The 14,790-nt window shown below is 51.1% G+C and carries 14 protein-coding genes; 10 read left to right on the plus strand and 4 right to left on the minus strand.

Annotated elements, in window-relative coordinates:
* Positions 1-20 precede the first annotated feature (20 nt).
* Positions 21-575 carry a replication initiation negative regulator SeqA gene (gene seqA, locus N512_RS0107445; RefSeq protein ID WP_025887395.1) on the minus strand — a complete coding sequence of 185 codons (555 nt, stop codon included), beginning with the start codon at positions 573-575 and terminating at the stop codon, positions 21-23.
* A gap of 299 nt (positions 576-874) precedes the next feature.
* On the opposite strand from seqA, the gene N512_RS0107450 reads away from it, so the two are divergent.
* From N512_RS0107450 to efp, 6 genes are all read left to right on the plus strand, one after another.
* The gene (locus tag N512_RS0107450; RefSeq protein ID WP_028779913.1) at positions 875-1,651 is read left to right on the plus strand and encodes an alpha/beta fold hydrolase; all 777 of its coding nucleotides are present in this window, start codon (positions 875-877) and stop codon (positions 1,649-1,651) included.
* 99 nt (positions 1,652-1,750) lie between these two features.
* Positions 1,751-1,972: a DUF2788 domain-containing protein gene (locus N512_RS0107455; RefSeq protein ID WP_025887393.1), complete on the plus strand. Its 222-nt coding sequence runs from the start codon at positions 1,751-1,753 to the stop codon at positions 1,970-1,972.
* A 14-nt stretch (positions 1,973-1,986) separates the two neighbouring features.
* The gene (ybfE, locus tag N512_RS0107460) at positions 1,987-2,256 is read left to right on the plus strand and encodes a LexA regulated protein (RefSeq protein WP_025010403.1); all 270 of its coding nucleotides are present in this window, start codon (positions 1,987-1,989) and stop codon (positions 2,254-2,256) included.
* Positions 2,257-2,310: 54 nt separating this feature from the next.
* A complete protein-coding gene (gene fldA / locus N512_RS0107465; protein ID WP_025010404.1) occupies positions 2,311-2,838 on the plus strand; it encodes a flavodoxin FldA in 528 nt (175 codons plus the stop codon).
* Between the two features lie 77 nt (positions 2,839-2,915).
* Positions 2,916-4,112, plus strand: a complete 1,197-nt coding sequence (gene earP / locus N512_RS0107470; protein WP_028779914.1) for an elongation factor P maturation arginine rhamnosyltransferase EarP — start codon at positions 2,916-2,918, stop codon at positions 4,110-4,112.
* A 45-nt stretch (positions 4,113-4,157) separates the two neighbouring features.
* Positions 4,158-4,721 (plus strand): elongation factor P, encoded by a 564-nt coding sequence (gene efp / locus N512_RS0107475; protein WP_025010405.1) that lies wholly within the window; start codon positions 4,158-4,160, stop codon positions 4,719-4,721.
* Positions 4,722-4,789: 68 nt separating this feature from the next.
* Here efp and N512_RS0107480 read toward each other — a convergent pair whose 3' ends face one another.
* Positions 4,790-5,674: a hypothetical protein gene (locus tag N512_RS0107480; RefSeq protein ID WP_028779915.1), complete on the minus strand. Its 885-nt coding sequence runs from the start codon at positions 5,672-5,674 to the stop codon at positions 4,790-4,792.
* A gap of 235 nt (positions 5,675-5,909) precedes the next feature.
* Positions 5,910-7,292 carry a Na+/H+ antiporter NhaC family protein gene (locus tag N512_RS0107485; RefSeq protein WP_028779916.1) on the minus strand — a complete coding sequence of 461 codons (1,383 nt, stop codon included), beginning with the start codon at positions 7,290-7,292 and terminating at the stop codon, positions 5,910-5,912.
* Between the two features lie 574 nt (positions 7,293-7,866).
* On the opposite strand from N512_RS0107485, the gene N512_RS0107490 reads away from it, so the two are divergent.
* From N512_RS0107490 to N512_RS0107500, 3 genes are all read left to right on the plus strand, one after another.
* Positions 7,867-9,081, plus strand: a complete 1,215-nt coding sequence (locus N512_RS0107490) for a pyridoxal phosphate-dependent aminotransferase (protein WP_028779917.1) — start codon at positions 7,867-7,869, stop codon at positions 9,079-9,081.
* Between the two features lie 118 nt (positions 9,082-9,199).
* Positions 9,200-9,787, plus strand: coding sequence for a 5'-deoxynucleotidase (gene yfbR, locus N512_RS0107495; protein WP_025887388.1), 588 nt, complete (start codon positions 9,200-9,202; stop codon positions 9,785-9,787).
* An 11-nt stretch (positions 9,788-9,798) separates the two neighbouring features.
* Entirely contained in the window at positions 9,799-11,133 is a 1,335-nt protein-coding gene (locus N512_RS0107500; protein WP_028779918.1) for an anti-phage deoxyguanosine triphosphatase, read from the plus strand.
* 51 nt (positions 11,134-11,184) lie between these two features.
* On the opposite strand, the gene N512_RS0107505 is transcribed toward N512_RS0107500, so the two are convergent.
* Positions 11,185-11,817: a YchE family NAAT transporter gene (locus N512_RS0107505; protein WP_025010407.1), complete on the minus strand. Its 633-nt coding sequence runs from the start codon at positions 11,815-11,817 to the stop codon at positions 11,185-11,187.
* A gap of 342 nt (positions 11,818-12,159) precedes the next feature.
* On the opposite strand from N512_RS0107505, the gene adhE reads away from it, so the two are divergent.
* Entirely contained in the window at positions 12,160-14,763 is a 2,604-nt protein-coding gene (gene adhE, locus N512_RS0107510) for a bifunctional acetaldehyde-CoA/alcohol dehydrogenase (RefSeq protein ID WP_028779919.1), read from the plus strand.
* Positions 14,764-14,790: the final 27 nt, after the last annotated feature.

The following is a 14,790-nucleotide window of genomic DNA, read 5'->3' on the forward strand; positions in this document are numbered from 1 at the left end:
GCGGATGTTGGAATACAGATTTATGCCTTAAGTGGCAGTGCCTTATCAGCAATCGCTTTGGCCTTGTCGCCGTCGCAGCCCATCTTTTCCAGTACTTCAGACAAAATGGTGTGCTTCTTGGCAGTGTTGTTATTGGTGGTTACCCAAAAACCACTGCTGCCGACTTCTTTGGGGTTGGCCGATTTACTGGCCTTAAGCAAGGCTTCCTTCGAGGTAGCAAAATAGAGGCGATCACGCCCCTGAACCTGCAGTACCTGCTCAAATCCTTGCTGATCCTGGTTATAGAGACATTCGAGGGCAAACAGAAAACGTCCAACAGCCCCCTTTTGGGCTTCGATAGCCGCACTGCTAAACAGGTTGTCAAAGTCCAGGGTTGACTCGGCCTCGGGTAATGTATTGGGACGATAACCCTGCTCCATGCTTGGCTGGCTGAGTTCAACCGGTGCCTTGGGTTCAACGGCTGTCACATCCAAGCCCAGCAGTCGACGAAGAATATCCGATGCGCTTTCGCCTATCCTTTCGGTTTTCCCGGCAATAAAGCGATACAGTTCCTCATCCACCTCAATATATTTCATGGCCCGATTCCTTTAGTTTCAACTTGTTCTATGCAGCCGCCATGACATTGCCGTCAAAGCACATCTGGGGCGCGGCTGCGATTTGGCTCAAAGTATGCCATAACTCGCCATCGGTGGAAGGCTCAATCCATCAAAATGCGAGAATAGAGTTACAAACCTATGACTTGCACAGCCAATTTGTTGAAAAAGCAGTCAAAGCCAGTGTTAAATCCGCATCCATCCTTGTCAAATACTGACCTTTGTCGCAGAATTTGCCCCCTGCTGAAATACTGGCAACAAACTCACTGTGAGGGGGCTGTATGCACTTTGTTTCGACCGGAAGCGGTAGTCCGGTGTTGCTGATCCATGGCTTATTCGGTGATTTGGACAATCTTAAATCACTCGGGGCTCTGCTCGAGCAAAATCATCGGGTAATAAGGATAGACTGCCCCAATCATGGTCAGAGCGAACATTGGCCGCAAATGGACTATCCTGGGCTTGCAAAAGCGCTTGTGTCTCTGCTTGATGAACTGGCTATAGGCAAGGTGCATCTGGTGGGCCATTCCATGGGCGGAAAGATTGCCATGGCCACCGCGCTGGCTTATCCGCAGCGGGTACAGTCATTGACCGCCGCCGATATCGCGCCTGTGGCCTACTCGCCGAGACATGAAAAAGTGTTTGCCGGCCTAAGCAGCATGCCTTTGGATATTAAAGACAGACGTCAGGCGCTGGCACATCTTTTGAATCATGAGATCGATGAGGCGACGGCGCAGTTTTTGCTCAAGAGCCTGCGCCGCGGCGAATCCGGCTTTGAGTGGAAGATGAATCTGCCGGGGCTGATTGACAGTTATCCGGCTATCATAGGTTGGCATAATGGCCCTGAGCGCTGCGGTGGCCAACTTAGCTATCAAGGGCCCACCTTGATGATCCGGGGCAGCGAGTCAAACTATGTGACCGCCGCTTACAAAGAAGAGATTGTGGCTCAGTTTCCTAAGGTCAAAGCCAAGACTCTGGAGGGGTGCGGGCATTGGCTACACGCCCAGAAACCGGCGATATTCAACCGTATTGTGTCCGACTTCATTGACAGTAACGATTAATATCCAAGCCCTTGCTGAGGGTAAATGCGGTAGCAGCCCCTGAACCAATATGCTATATTCGCGCCTCTTTTTGGCTAGGGAACACCGGGAGGCTGCAGCGTGTTGAACCAGTATATGCAACAGATAGAAGCCGTTGGACTGGATCTGTTTTTCGCAGCAATTTTCTTTTTTATCGGTATGGCCATCAGGGATGTACTCAATCAGGGTAACGTACCCAAGTTTGGTCGCTTCATTGTTTGGTTGGTACTCTTCCTTGGCTGTGCAGGCTTTGTCGCCAAGGGGATAATTCAAATGACCTGGGAAGGCTCAGGTATAGGTTAAACATCAGATTTCAAATGGCAAAAGAAGCAACAGATAGAACAACCATAGACCTTTTTGCCACTGAAAAGCGCCGCGGACGCCCCAGAAGCAATCCTCTGCCCCGCGAGCAGCAGCTCAAGGTGAATAAACGTAACCAGATCATGCGGGATCGGGCGAAGGGTCTGAAACGAATAGAGTTAAAAGTGTCACAAGATTTATATGACGCCTTGAATGAGAAGGCTTTGGCCAGTAACATCAGCCGCAGCCAGTTAATAGAATTGATCCTTCAGGAGCAGCTAGGTTAGCCCCTGTCAGGAAAGATCGAAGTAAATAGCGAACTAGACATTAAAGGAAAGACAATGGCAACTGTAGGTCTTTTTTTCGGTAGCGATACAGGTAACACCGAAGCTGTAGCCAAGATGATCCAGAAGAAACTGGGCAAGAAGATGGTTGAGGTGAAGGATATCGCCAAGAGCACCAAAGAGCAGATCGCCGAATACGACCTGCTGATCTTCGGGATCCCAACCTGGTACTATGGTGAAGCTCAATGTGACTGGGATGACTTCTTCCCTGAGCTGGAGCAGATTGATTTTACCGATAAGCTGGTGGCCATTTTCGGTTGCGGCGATCAGGAAGACTATGCTGAGTACTTCCTCGATGCCATGGGTATGGTCCGAGATATCGTTGAAGAGCGCGGCGCAATAGTCATTGGCCATTGGCCGACTGACAGCTATAACTTCGAAGCCTCTAAAGGGCTGGTTGACGACAAGCACTTTGTTGGTCTGGGTATAGATGAAGACCGCCAGCCTGAATTGACCGAAGAGCGTGTCGACGCCTGGGTTAAACAGATTTACGAAGAGATGTGCCTGGCCGAGCTGGAAGACTGATATTCGCTCCCCGGTAACTCTCCGGCGGCCTATATGGCCGCCTTTTTATTGGCTATTACTCAGGAAACAGAAACAAGATGCAAGCCGATAATCTGCGTCATTGGGATATCTTCTGTACTGTGGTGGACAACTATGGCGACATAGGCGTTACCTGGCGCCTGGCGCGGCAGCTGGCCGGCGAATATGGTATTAAAGTACGTTTGTGGGTCGATGACCTCAACAGCTTTACGCACATTTTACCCGAGTTAAACCCGGCCCTTGTCAGTCAACACTTTGGTGGTGTTGAAGTCATCCATTGGCTGTCTCCCCTACCCCGAGCCTGGCAACCGGGCGAAGTATTGATTGAAGCCTTTGCCTGCGACTTGCCCTCGGAAGTGCTGACAAGCCTGCCTGAGCTTGCCAAGGCCCCGAAATGGATAAATCTGGACTATCTCAGCGCCGAGAGCTGGATAGATGATTGCCACGGTCTCAGTTCGCCGGCGCTCAAAGGGGTCAAAAAGACCTTTTTCTTTCCGGGCTTTACCCCAAAGTCAGGCGGACTCATCTGCGAGCAGTCTCTGTTTAGCGAGCGTGATGCCTGGCAAGCAAAGCCTGAACACGCCATGGCACACTTGGCAAAGATGGGGCTTAGTGATATTGGCACTGATGATTACCTCATCAGCCTGTTCAGCTACGAGACCCAAGCCTTGCCGGCGTTGCTGGAACTTTGGCAGCAAAGTGAGCGGCGGGTACAACTGTTAGTCCCCAAGGGGCGCAGCTTAGGTTGTATAGCGCCTTTACTTGAGCAATTTAACCAGGATTCAGGACCCAAAGTCGACTGGCAAGATCCTGCCAGTTGGCAAGCAGGCCAGAGTTTCAGTCGCGGCGCACTCAAGGTGCAAATCCTGCCGATGACAGATCAAGATGGCTATGATCGGCTGTTGTGGAGTTGCGATTTCAACATAGTTCGCGGGGAAGACTCTTTTTTAAGGGCTCAGTGGGCCGCCAAACCTTTTATCTGGCATATCTATCAGCAGGAAGAACAAGCACATCTGGTAAAATTGGATGCTTTTATGGCACGATACTGCCATAATCTGCCTCCCCTTGTCGCCCAAACCTGGCGAACGCTGAATACCGCGTTCAACTGCGACCAGGGAGCCCAAGCCAACCAAAGCTGGCTGGCACTGAATTCTGCCATGCCGACATTGATGCAACACGCAAAAAAATGGCCGGCTGAAGCAATAAATGAAGCAGATCTGGCAAACAGGCTAGTGCTAATGGCCAAAACCCGCTAAGATTCTGCGCTGAATTGAAAAACCGCTTATATAGGAACATACGTAATGAAGACTGCTCAGGAAGTCCGCGCAGGTAACGTTATCATGGTTGACGGCAACCCTATGGTTGTACTCAAGACCGAGTTCAACAAATCCGGCCGTAACGCTGCTGTGGTAAAGATGAAGCTGAAGAACCTGCTGCAAGGTTCCGGCACTGAAACTGTATTCAAGGCTGACGACAAGCTGGAAGATATTCAGCTCGAGCGCCTGGAGTGCACCTACTCTTACTTTGCTGATCCTATGTATGTCTTTATGGACTCAGACTTCAACCAGTATGACGTTGAAGCCGAAAACATGGGTGATGCCATCAACTACATAGTTGATGGAATGGAAGAGATCTGTCAGGTCACTTTCTACGAAGGCAAAGCCATCTCTGTAGAACTGCCTACCACTATCATTCGCGAAGTAGGTTACACTGAACCTGCCGCCCGTGGTGATACCTCAGGTAAGGTAATGAAGCCTGCTTCTATCGTAGGTACAGATCTGAAGGTGATGGTTGCCGACTTCGTTAAAGAAGGCGACAAGATTGAAATCGATACCCGCACCGGTGAATTCAAGAAGCGCGTTTAATTAAATCGCCCTCCTTTGTAAAAGCCAGCATCGTTGCTGGCTTTTTTGTACCGTAAAAACACATCTTGTTATTGGTTTGTCAGTCGTAAACGGGTATTGAGCATTAACTTCTCATTCGATAAGGCAGGGTAAGCTGCTTCATAGGGGGAGCCTCCCGGATAATAGTCCCGCAAAGCGAGCGCCTCATCAGACAAAGAGGTAAAGCATATACCGGGTTTCTCAGCTAGCTCCGTAATATAATCAGGACCGATTACATACACAGAGTAGTCGAGTTTGATATCACTCTCATCCTTCCCCGTTAACTGTTCATTTGAACTGTCTTTCAATCTGCCTCTTATTCGGTTCAGCTCGTTCCTTATCTCTGCAGCCTCTATCTCCACTTGGTAGACGAGTGAACTTTCCGACTGGCACTGGAGTGCCATGCGGGATGAGAAGAGTACATTTTCATAAAGGGAAGCCCCTTGAGTCTGGCTATTGGTATCCACAAAGACAATTATCTTAATGTTGTGGTCTTCAATTAAGGGATCGCGTTTAAAAACGATCTCCGCGTTTAAGGAGATGAGCTGACCTGCAGTATCCTGGTTTTGAGTAACATTAAAATGTTCAATCAAAGGGGTTTGACCATAATCTTGCCGCTGTTTGGCGCGAAAAACCTTAAGTGCCGCACTTCGTTTGGCACTGTGTTTTCCATCCATCCGGGTGATCATTAAGATACCGGCAAAAATAAGCAAAATAACCAGTACCAAGCCTGCAATAGCACTTATCACACCTGAGCCTGAAGCATCGGGAAGTATAGTTTTGAAAATTGCAGAGCAGCCCCAGACAATTAGCCAAAGAACGCTGATAAAAGCCATAGCCTGGCGAGGTGATGGGGTAAACCAACGGCTCTTGTTACTGCTTAGAGGTGTTATGAGTAATAACAGTAGTGCAGTAATGGCAAAGAATATATGCATGCAGCTCTGTCCTTAAGTCTTGTGGTACTCACTTACAAACACCATAGAAGGCAAATTCCCTGTATCGTTATTCACAATACTGCCGAGAAGCGTTTGATATGTCGAGCTATTGAACCTTTTGCATCCGCTTTTATTGATGGCTTCTTGCGGCAACCGTTGAAAAAAATCCCCGCGGCATAACCTCGGGGATTTTTGTTGGTAGGCTCAGGCTTTGAAACAGCCGTCATTCAACTAATCATGCGACTATGATAAAGCCAATAAAGGTAAGTACTGCTGCTATCAAGGCATAGGGTAACTGGGTCACCGCATGGCTTACCAGGTTACAGCCCGACCCTTGCGCCGCCAGAACGGTGGAGTCCGAGTAGAAGCAAGCCTGGCTACCAAAAGATGAAGCCGACAGCAAGGCACCTATCACCAGAGGAATGTCGGCTCCGACGGATTGAGCCAGCGGCATCACAATAGGAATGGTCACCGCAAAAATGCCCCAACTGGACCCAGTGGCGAAGGCCAGAATCGCCATGGCCACAAACACCACTGCTGGCAGGAGTTTGGGCGTCATAAAGGGACTCAGAGACTCAATCACATACTGGGGCAGCAACAGTTGGTCGCAAACATCTTTGAACACAAAGGCGGCGATAACCGTGCCTATGGCCGGCAACATGCTCTTGAAGCCATCTATCATCTGATCCATCATCTCGGACAAGGGCATCAAACGCTGCACCGCGTAATATGGCAGGGTAATCACCAGTGTTGCCAACAAGCCTTTCCAGACATCGATATCAAAGTAAACGGTAAAACCGACCAACAGCAAAATTGGCACCAGGAAGTTATGCAGCTTACCTTGCTTATCCGCCTGCTCGAACTCCTCCTCCATGGCACGTACGGCATATTCATCCGAGGTCTGAACTTCGTCAAAATCTGTCTGCTCTTTGGCCGGACTGCCGGCCGCCGCCGCGAGCTGCGCCTTCTTCATCGGCCCTATGGCCGGCACTATGCCAAGGATGACCAGCAGCACCATGGCAACCGCCAACCAGGCGTAAAACATATAAGGGATCGCCTGCATATAGATTTGGATCCCCTCGCCTTCAGCGGCCACACCGTTGTTGACCAATAGCCCGCCGAAGAACACTGCCCAGGTGGATAACGGTACCAACACACATACCGGTGCTGCGGTGGAGTCGACCACATAGGCAAGCATCTCACGGGAGATCTTGAACCTGTCGGTGACCCGCTTCATGGTTTCGCCGACCGTGAGTGCATTCAGGTAATCATCAATAAAGATCACCAGGCCTAGCACAAAGGTCATCAGCAGAGATGAGCGTGGCCCTTTGGCGAGTTTGAGCGCTTTACGGCCAAAGGCCAAGGCGCCACCTGTGCGCACCAATAAGGCTATCAGGGCACCGAAACTGCCACACACCAGGATTAACCAACCTATGGTTTCATCGGCCATCACCTTGAGAGAGATATCGGCAAAGCTGTTCAGCACCTGACTGGGGTCAAGAAGCAATAGCCCGCTGACGGCACCAATGATTAAGGCCAGGATGGGACGACGCAGCCAAATGGCCAGCACCAATACGACAATCGGGGGAACAAGACTTAACGCTGTCGGCTCAGACATGCACTTAGGTCCTCAAAAAGGTGGCCTTGCGGCCTTATAAAGTCATGTGGGGTGTTGAGACACCACCAAAACAACTGCTTTATTTACGGCATTCCGCCAGACGGACAGTAACAACTGGTCGCTTTTGTTGGAGCCTTGCTAAAAACATCGCGCAGAAAATAATGCGCAACTTGATATGAGTCAACCATAAATTGAGTCAGTCAGTGCAAATTTTGACCTTGCAGGCAATTATCAAAAAAATTCCATATGATTCAATAGCTTTTACATGCACATTTTACGCCCGTTTGTCATGATTGACATATAAGCATTCAGTTAAACTGCCTTTTTATTTTAAATATTGCCGAAACTATATTGTGACAATTGCTAGCATTTACACCTGATAGTAGTTTTTAACTCTAATATTTAAATCCTATTCAGATGTATCATCTTTTTTAAAAGGTGCTTTTTGGCGTTTAAAAGATGAAAGTTCTGCCGCAAATACAAAATTTGGCTTTATCCCCCTTTATAAGCCGCTTGAAATTAGGTATTGTGCCGAAGGTTAAACTCTTTCATATCAGCCAGTTTCGAGGTAGTAATGCGGCCAATCATCAAATCCAATAAGCTCGACAGTGTTTGTTACGATATTCGAGGGCCGGTACATAAAGAAGCGCGTCGGTTGGAGGATGAAGGTCATCGTATTCTTAAGCTCAATATAGGTAACCCGGCCCCCTTTGGCTTTGAAGCCCCGGAAGAGATAGTTCGTGACGTTATCCTTAACCTGCCATCGGCCCAAGGGTATTGTGAGTCCAAAGGTTTGTTCTCTGCCCGCAAGGCGATAGTGCAGCATTACCAGTCCCAGGGGATCTTCGGTGTCGATATCGAAGATATCTATATAGGTAATGGTGTTTCCGAATTGATTGTGATGGCCATGCAGGGGCTACTCAATACCGATGATGAGGTGTTGGTTCCCTCCCCTGACTATCCACTGTGGACCGCAGCGGTTAACCTGGCCGGCGGCAAGGCGCGCCACTATCGCTGCGATGAAGCGGCCGACTGGTTTCCCGACCTTGAGGATATCAAGAGCAAGATTGGCCCAAGAACCCGCGGGATTGTGATTATCAACCCCAACAATCCAACCGGGGCCGTATACAGTCGCGAGCTGTTGCTGGAGATTGTTGAGCTGTGCCGGCAGCACTCCATCATACTGTTTGCCGATGAGATCTATGACAAAATTCTTTACGATGGCGCTGTGCATATTCCGGCCTGCAGCCTGTCGGACGATATTCTCACTGTGACGTTTAATGGCCTTTCCAAAGCCTATAGAGTTGCTGGTTTCCGGGTCGGTTGGATGATGCTATCCGGCAACCTCAAGGCGGCGCGCAGCTATATTGAAGGGCTGGAAATGCTCTCCTCTATGCGCCTTTGCGCCAACGTGCCCAATCAGCATGCAATTCAAACCGCATTGGGGGGTTATCAGAGTATCAATGAGCTTACCGCCATCGATGGCCGCCTGACTCAGCAGCGGGATATCTGTTATGAACTGCTCAATCAAATTCCCGGCGTGAGCGTGGTGAAACCCAAGGGCGCCATGTATGCATTCCCCCGCATCGACAGCAAGCGTTTCGGTCTCAGGGACGATGAGCGCCTGGTGTTGGATCTACTGAAAGAGAAGAAAATTCTCTTGGTACAGGGCACCGCCTTTAACTGGCCGGAGCCGGATCACCTGCGAGTGGTGTTCCTGCCTCATAAGGAAGACTTACAACGGGCCCTGCTCGCCTTCGGTGACTTCCTCGAGTACTACCGCCAATAACACAATGCCAGCCGCCCATCGAGGCGGCTTTTTTATCCCCGCCCGGCACTGACAGCCTTTAACCACTGAGGTAAAGTAAGGGAAACGAGCAAAAAACTTAGCTACCAAAGGAAGTTGTATGAGTCACCTTTTTGCCCACCTGGCCAGGATGAAGTTAATTCAGCGTTGGCCTTTGATGTATAACGTCCGCCCCGAGAATGTGCAGGAACATTCATTGCAGGTTGCCATGGTGGCCCATGCGCTGGCCATCATCAGTAACCGTAAGTTCAATGGCCAATATTCGCCCGATCGCGCCGCGACCCTGGCCATCTTTCACGATGCCGGCGAAATTCTTACCGGCGATCTGCCCACCCCGGTCAAATACTTCAATGCCGAGATAGAGGCCGAATACAAGAAGATTGAAGCCATAGCCGAAGCCAGGCTGCTGGAGATGGTGCCTGAAGAGTTTCGTGATGATTACCGCTCGCTGTTTATCAGTGATAGCGCCGAGCTCAGCCATCGCAAGTTGGTCAAGTCCGCCGATACGCTGTGCGCTTATCTCAAGTGTCTCGAAGAAAAACGCGCCGGAAACAACGAGTTCAACAGTGCCCGCAAGCGACTCGAAACCATGCTGGATGCCAACCCCGACCCGGCTGTGGCGTATTTTCGCGAGCATTTTATTCCCAGTTTCACCCTGGATCTGGATGAAATCAATCAACTGCTCTAGCAGGAGAGATTATGAGCCAAGCCCACTGGCAAGCCAGGCGCGAGCCCAATAACAGTCAGCGCCGAGACGATAATCGCAGTCCCTATCAGAGAGACAGAGCCAGAATTCTGCACTCTGCCGCCTTTCGGCGCTTACAGGCCAAGACTCAGGTGCTTGGGGTGGGCATGAACGACTTTTACCGCACCCGCCTGACCCACTCACTGGAAGTCTCGCAAATAGGCACGGGCATTGCCGCCCAGTTGAAGCAGCACTATCCCGAAATGGCCTTTTTGCTCGACTCAATGAGTCTGCTCGAAGCCCTATGCCTGGCCCATGATATAGGTCACCCACCCTACGGCCATGGCGGCGAGGTGGCGCTCAACTACATGATGCGTGAGCACGGCGGCTTTGAAGGCAATGGTCAAACCTTCAGAATCCTTACCCGGCTCGAACCCTATACCGAACACTTTGGCATGAACCTGACCCGGCGCACCCTGCTCGGTGTACTCAAATACCCGGCGCCGGTACGCACACTGAAAGTGGATAGACCTCAGCCGGAACTGAGTCACTATCGTCAGTTAAGGCCGAGCCAATGGCCGCCGGTGAAAGGGGTTTTCGATGATGATGAAGCTATCCTCGATTGGGTACTTGAGACGCTGGACAGTAAAGACAAGCAGAGCTTTCTCAGTCATTACAGCCCGGGGGAAGGGCTGCACCGACGCACTCACTTCAAGTCGTTCGACTGCACCATTATGGAGCTGGCCGATGATATCGCCTATGCGGTGCACGATCTCGAAGATGCCATAGTAATGGGGATAGTCACCGGCGCGAATTGGCAAGAGGATATGCGTGCTCCGCTACAGGCCATTGAAGATGAGTGGATCCAAAGCCAGCTCGGGAATATTTATCTCAAGCTGTTTTCCCGCAAACATCACTTGCGCAAGGATGCCATAGGGACCCTGGTCAATGCGCTGGTCACCGCCATCAAAATCGACGAGAACCCGGACTTTGCCGAACCCTTGCTCAGATTCAATGCCAAGTTGGAACCGGCCTTTGCCGAGCTGCTGGAGCTGCTGAAACAGTTTGTCCTCAAATATGTGGTGCGTAAGCCCGAGATCCAGATGCTGGAGTACAAGGGCCAACAGATAGTGATGGAGCTGTTTGAAGCCTTTGCCTCGGATCCTCTGAGGCTCCTGCCCCACAATACCCAATCACGCTGGCAACAGGCCAACTGCAAGGGGGAAAACAGCCACAGAGTGATAGCAGACTATATCTCGGGAATGACAGATGAGTTTGCCGCCAGGCTGCATCAACAACTGTTCAGCCCCAAGGGCGGTGCCATCATAGACTTGAGCCAGAATTACTGATGAACAATCGTCGCAACCAACTAACAATAAAGCGCCCGAGGGCGCTTTATTTTATCCAAGTAAGTTGGGAAACAATCCCTTGAAGCCGGCAGCTATCACCTCTATGCCGATGGATAGCATCAAGAGTCCCATCAGACGGGTGATCACGTTAATCCCTGTCTTGCCGAGGAGCTTATTGATAACCGAAGCCATTCTGAACAATGCAAAGCTGAGCAGACCAAACAGGGCCACAGTCACCGACATGGCCAGCAGATTGGCCAGGCCTTTATGTTCGGCGGCAAAGACGATGACTGAGCTGATAGCCCCCGGGCCGGCCATTAGCGGCAAAGCCAGCGGCACCACGGCAACCGATTCCATCGCCGAGGCTTCCCTGTCCTCTTCCTGATTGCGTTTCACCTCGCCCAGCTTTCCCTGCAACATGGACATGGCGATGATGGCAATCAGTGTACCGCCGGCAATTCGGAATGCCGACAGCGAAATACTGAACATATTCAATATATACTGACCCGCCACTGTGGTAACCAGGAGGATCACCACCACGGCAAAGTTGGATATTTTGGCAGTATGATTACGCTCAGCCTCAGTCTGGTGACTGGTGAGGCTGACAAATACCGGCAACAGGCCCACCGGGTTGATGATAGCCACCAGTCCGAGGAAAAATTTAACGTACAGGGTCAAATCCAATTTCGTATCCTTCCAGTGTAGGGAACTCAACGGGAAACAGTAGCTTGAGACGGTGCATACTCTACCCTAAGTTAACAAACCCCAGAAATGAGATTTTCTATTCTCGGTCACAACTTCGAATAAATTTTCGTAATATCAGTGCAGCCAAAGCTGCAGTATAGTCGACACTAATGCAAAGTTGTTTTTCGCTCCTGGATGAGATCCAACGTTGTTGAATTACATAAAACGCCATGCCTGTGGCCAAGATCACAGATAACAACGCCGTTTGGTTGTAATTTTATTTCATGTGAGAGAGTTTAACCAAGATGAGCCTTTGTTAAATTTTTTTACGGGAAACTGATTATGAAAGTCACCAAAACCGAGGAACTGGATCTGCTACTGGAAAGAGTCAGCCAGGCTCAGGCGAAATTCGCCGGTTTCAGTCAGCAGCAAGTCGACAAGATATTTCGCGCTGCAGCGCTGGCTGCCGCCGATGCCAGAATAGTGCTGGCGAAACAGGCCGCCGCCGAAACCTCCATGGGAGTACTGGAGGACAAAGTGATTAAAAACCACTTTGCTTCCGAGTATATCTACAACAAGTACAAGGATGAAAAGACCTGCGGCATTCTGGAAGAAGACGACACCTTCGGCACCATCACTATCGCCGAGCCCGTGGGGATCATCTGCGGCATAGTACCGACAACCAACCCTACCTCCACTGCTATCTTCAAGGCGCTTATCAGCCTGAAAACCCGTAATGCCATAGTGTTCTCCCCACATCCCAGGGCCAAGGCATCCACAGTCGCGGCCGCCCGAATAGTACTGGATGCCGCCATCAAGGCCGGGGCTCCCGAGGACATTATAGGTTGGATAGATGAACCCAGTGTCGCACTATCCAATCATCTAATGACCCACGAAAAGATAAATCTCATACTGGCCACCGGCGGCCCGGGTATGGTGAAGGCCGCCTACTCTTCCGGGAAACCGGCTATCGGTGTCGGCGCAGGTAACACACCTGTGGTTATCGATGAAACCGCGGATATCAAACGGGCTGTGGCCTCCATCCTGATGTCAAAAACCTTCGATAACGGTGTGGTGTGCGCCTCCGAACAAGCGGTAGTAGTGCTCGACAGCATCTATCAGGCGGTGCGGGAGCGCTTCGCCCATCACGGCGGCTATCTGCTCAGTGACGAAGAATGCCTTGCGGTGAAACAGGTTATTCTCAAAGACGGCGCCCTCAACGCCGCCATTGTTGGCCAGAGTGCCGCGCGCATTGCCGAAATGGCCGGCTTCAGTGTACCGAACTGGACCAAGGTACTGATCGGTGAGGTGGATGAAATAACTGAAGCCGAAGCCTTCGCCCATGAAAAGCTTTCGCCGCTGCTTGGTATGTACCGCGCCAAAGACTTTGACGAGGCGCTGGATAAGGCCGATGCCTTGGTGAAACTCGGTGGTATCGGCCATACCTCTGGGCTCTATACCGACCAGGATACCCAGGTGCAGCGGGTCAAGCGTTTCGGTGAGCGAATGAAAACCGCTCGAATTCTGATCAACACCCCGGCATCTCAAGGCGGGATCGGCGATCTCTATAACTTCAAACTGGCGCCCTCCCTCACCCTGGGCTGTGGCTCCTGGGGCGGCAACTCCATTTCGGAGAATGTGGGTCCGAGTCACCTTATCAACAAGAAAACCGTCGCCAAGAGGGCCGAGAATATGTTGTGGCACAAGCTTCCATCTTCCATCTATTTCCGCCGCGGCAGCCTACCCATAGCACTGGAAGAGTTGGCCGACAAACGCCGCGCCTTGATAGTGACAGACAAGTTTCTGTTCAATAACGGCTACTGCGATGAAACCATCAAAATCCTCAAAGGCTTGGGGCTGGATACCGAGGTGTTTTATGAAGTGGAGGCCGATCCTACCCTGGCTGTGGTTCGCGCCGGAACCAGGGTGGCCGAGAGCTTCCAACCGGATGTGATCATAGCCCTTGGTGGCGGCTCACCCATGGACGCCGCCAAGATCATCTGGGTGATGTATGAACATCCTCAGGTGGACTTTGCCGATCTGGCGCTGCGCTTCATGGATATTCGCAAGCGTATCTACAAGTTCCCCAAACTTGGACGCAAGGCCAAGATGGTGGCTATCCCCACCACTTCAGGAACCGGCTCTGAAGTCACGCCATTTGCCGTGGTGACCGATGAGAAGACAGGTGCCAAATATCCCATCGCCGATTATGAGCTGACCCCCAATATGGCGATTGTGGATCCCAACCTGGTGATGGATATGCCCAAATCCCTGACAGCCTTTGGTGGTATCGATGCCATTACCCATGCCTTGGAGGCCTATGTCAGCGTGATGGCCAACGAGTACAGTGACGGCCAGGCATTGCAGGCCTTGAGTCTTCTGGTTGAGCACCTGCCCAAAGCCTATGAAGAAGGCGCTGCAGCGCCGATTGCCCGCGAAAAAGTGCACAACGGCGCCACTATTGCCGGTATCGCCTTTGCCAACGCTTTCTTGGGAATATGTCACTCTATGGCCCATAAATTGGGTGCCGAATTCCATCTGCCCCACGGTTTGGCCAATGCTCTGCTCATAAGCAATGTCATCCGTTTCAACGCCACCGACCTGCCTACCAAGCAAGCCGCCTTCAGTCAGTATGACAGACCCAAGGCGCTCTGCCGCTATGCCGCCATTGCCGATCACCTCAAGCTGACAGACGCTGGGCTGAGTGACGCCGAAAAAGTCGAGCGTTTGATAGCCAAAATCGAGCAGTTGAAGCTGGCTTTGGGGATCCCGGCCTCGATTCAGGAAGCCGGTGTCAAAGAAGCCGATTTCCTGGATAAGCTCGATGAACTGGCTGAAGATGCTTTTGATGATCAGTGTACAGGCGCCAATCCCAGGTATCCCTTGATAGGTGAACTGAAAGCTTTGCTGCTGGCGAGCTTCTATGGTGAAACGTATCGTGACTGACGGGTAAACCTGCACAAACAACAAAGG

It is taken from the genome of Shewanella sp. 38A_GOM-205m (genome assembly GCF_000518445.1).
In the GTDB taxonomy this organism is placed as follows: Bacteria; Pseudomonadota; Gammaproteobacteria; order Enterobacterales; family Shewanellaceae; genus Shewanella; species Shewanella algae.

What these genes read in the sequence shown, in the direction of transcription:
- seqA (WP_025887395.1), bottom strand. Translation starts at nt 575, where the DNA reads ATGAAATATATTGAGGTGGATGAGGAACTGTATCGCTTTATTGCCGGG.
- N512_RS0107450 (WP_028779913.1), top strand. Translation starts at nt 875, where the DNA reads ATGCACTTTGTTTCGACCGGAAGCGGTAGTCCGGTGTTGCTGATCCAT.
- yfbR (WP_025887388.1), top strand. Translation starts at nt 9,200, where the DNA reads ATGAGTCACCTTTTTGCCCACCTGGCCAGGATGAAGTTAATTCAGCGT.
- ybfE (WP_025010403.1), top strand. Translation starts at nt 1,987, where the DNA reads ATGGCAAAAGAAGCAACAGATAGAACAACCATAGACCTTTTTGCCACT.
- N512_RS0107500 (WP_028779918.1), top strand. Translation starts at nt 9,799, where the DNA reads ATGAGCCAAGCCCACTGGCAAGCCAGGCGCGAGCCCAATAACAGTCAG.
- adhE (WP_028779919.1), top strand. Translation starts at nt 12,160, where the DNA reads ATGAAAGTCACCAAAACCGAGGAACTGGATCTGCTACTGGAAAGAGTC.
- earP (WP_028779914.1), top strand. Translation starts at nt 2,916, where the DNA reads ATGCAAGCCGATAATCTGCGTCATTGGGATATCTTCTGTACTGTGGTG.
- fldA (WP_025010404.1), top strand. Translation starts at nt 2,311, where the DNA reads ATGGCAACTGTAGGTCTTTTTTTCGGTAGCGATACAGGTAACACCGAA.
- N512_RS0107480 (WP_028779915.1), bottom strand. Translation starts at nt 5,674, where the DNA reads ATGCATATATTCTTTGCCATTACTGCACTACTGTTATTACTCATAACA.
- efp (WP_025010405.1), top strand. Translation starts at nt 4,158, where the DNA reads ATGAAGACTGCTCAGGAAGTCCGCGCAGGTAACGTTATCATGGTTGAC.
- N512_RS0107490 (WP_028779917.1), top strand. Translation starts at nt 7,867, where the DNA reads ATGCGGCCAATCATCAAATCCAATAAGCTCGACAGTGTTTGTTACGAT.
- N512_RS0107485 (WP_028779916.1), bottom strand. Translation starts at nt 7,292, where the DNA reads ATGTCTGAGCCGACAGCGTTAAGTCTTGTTCCCCCGATTGTCGTATTG.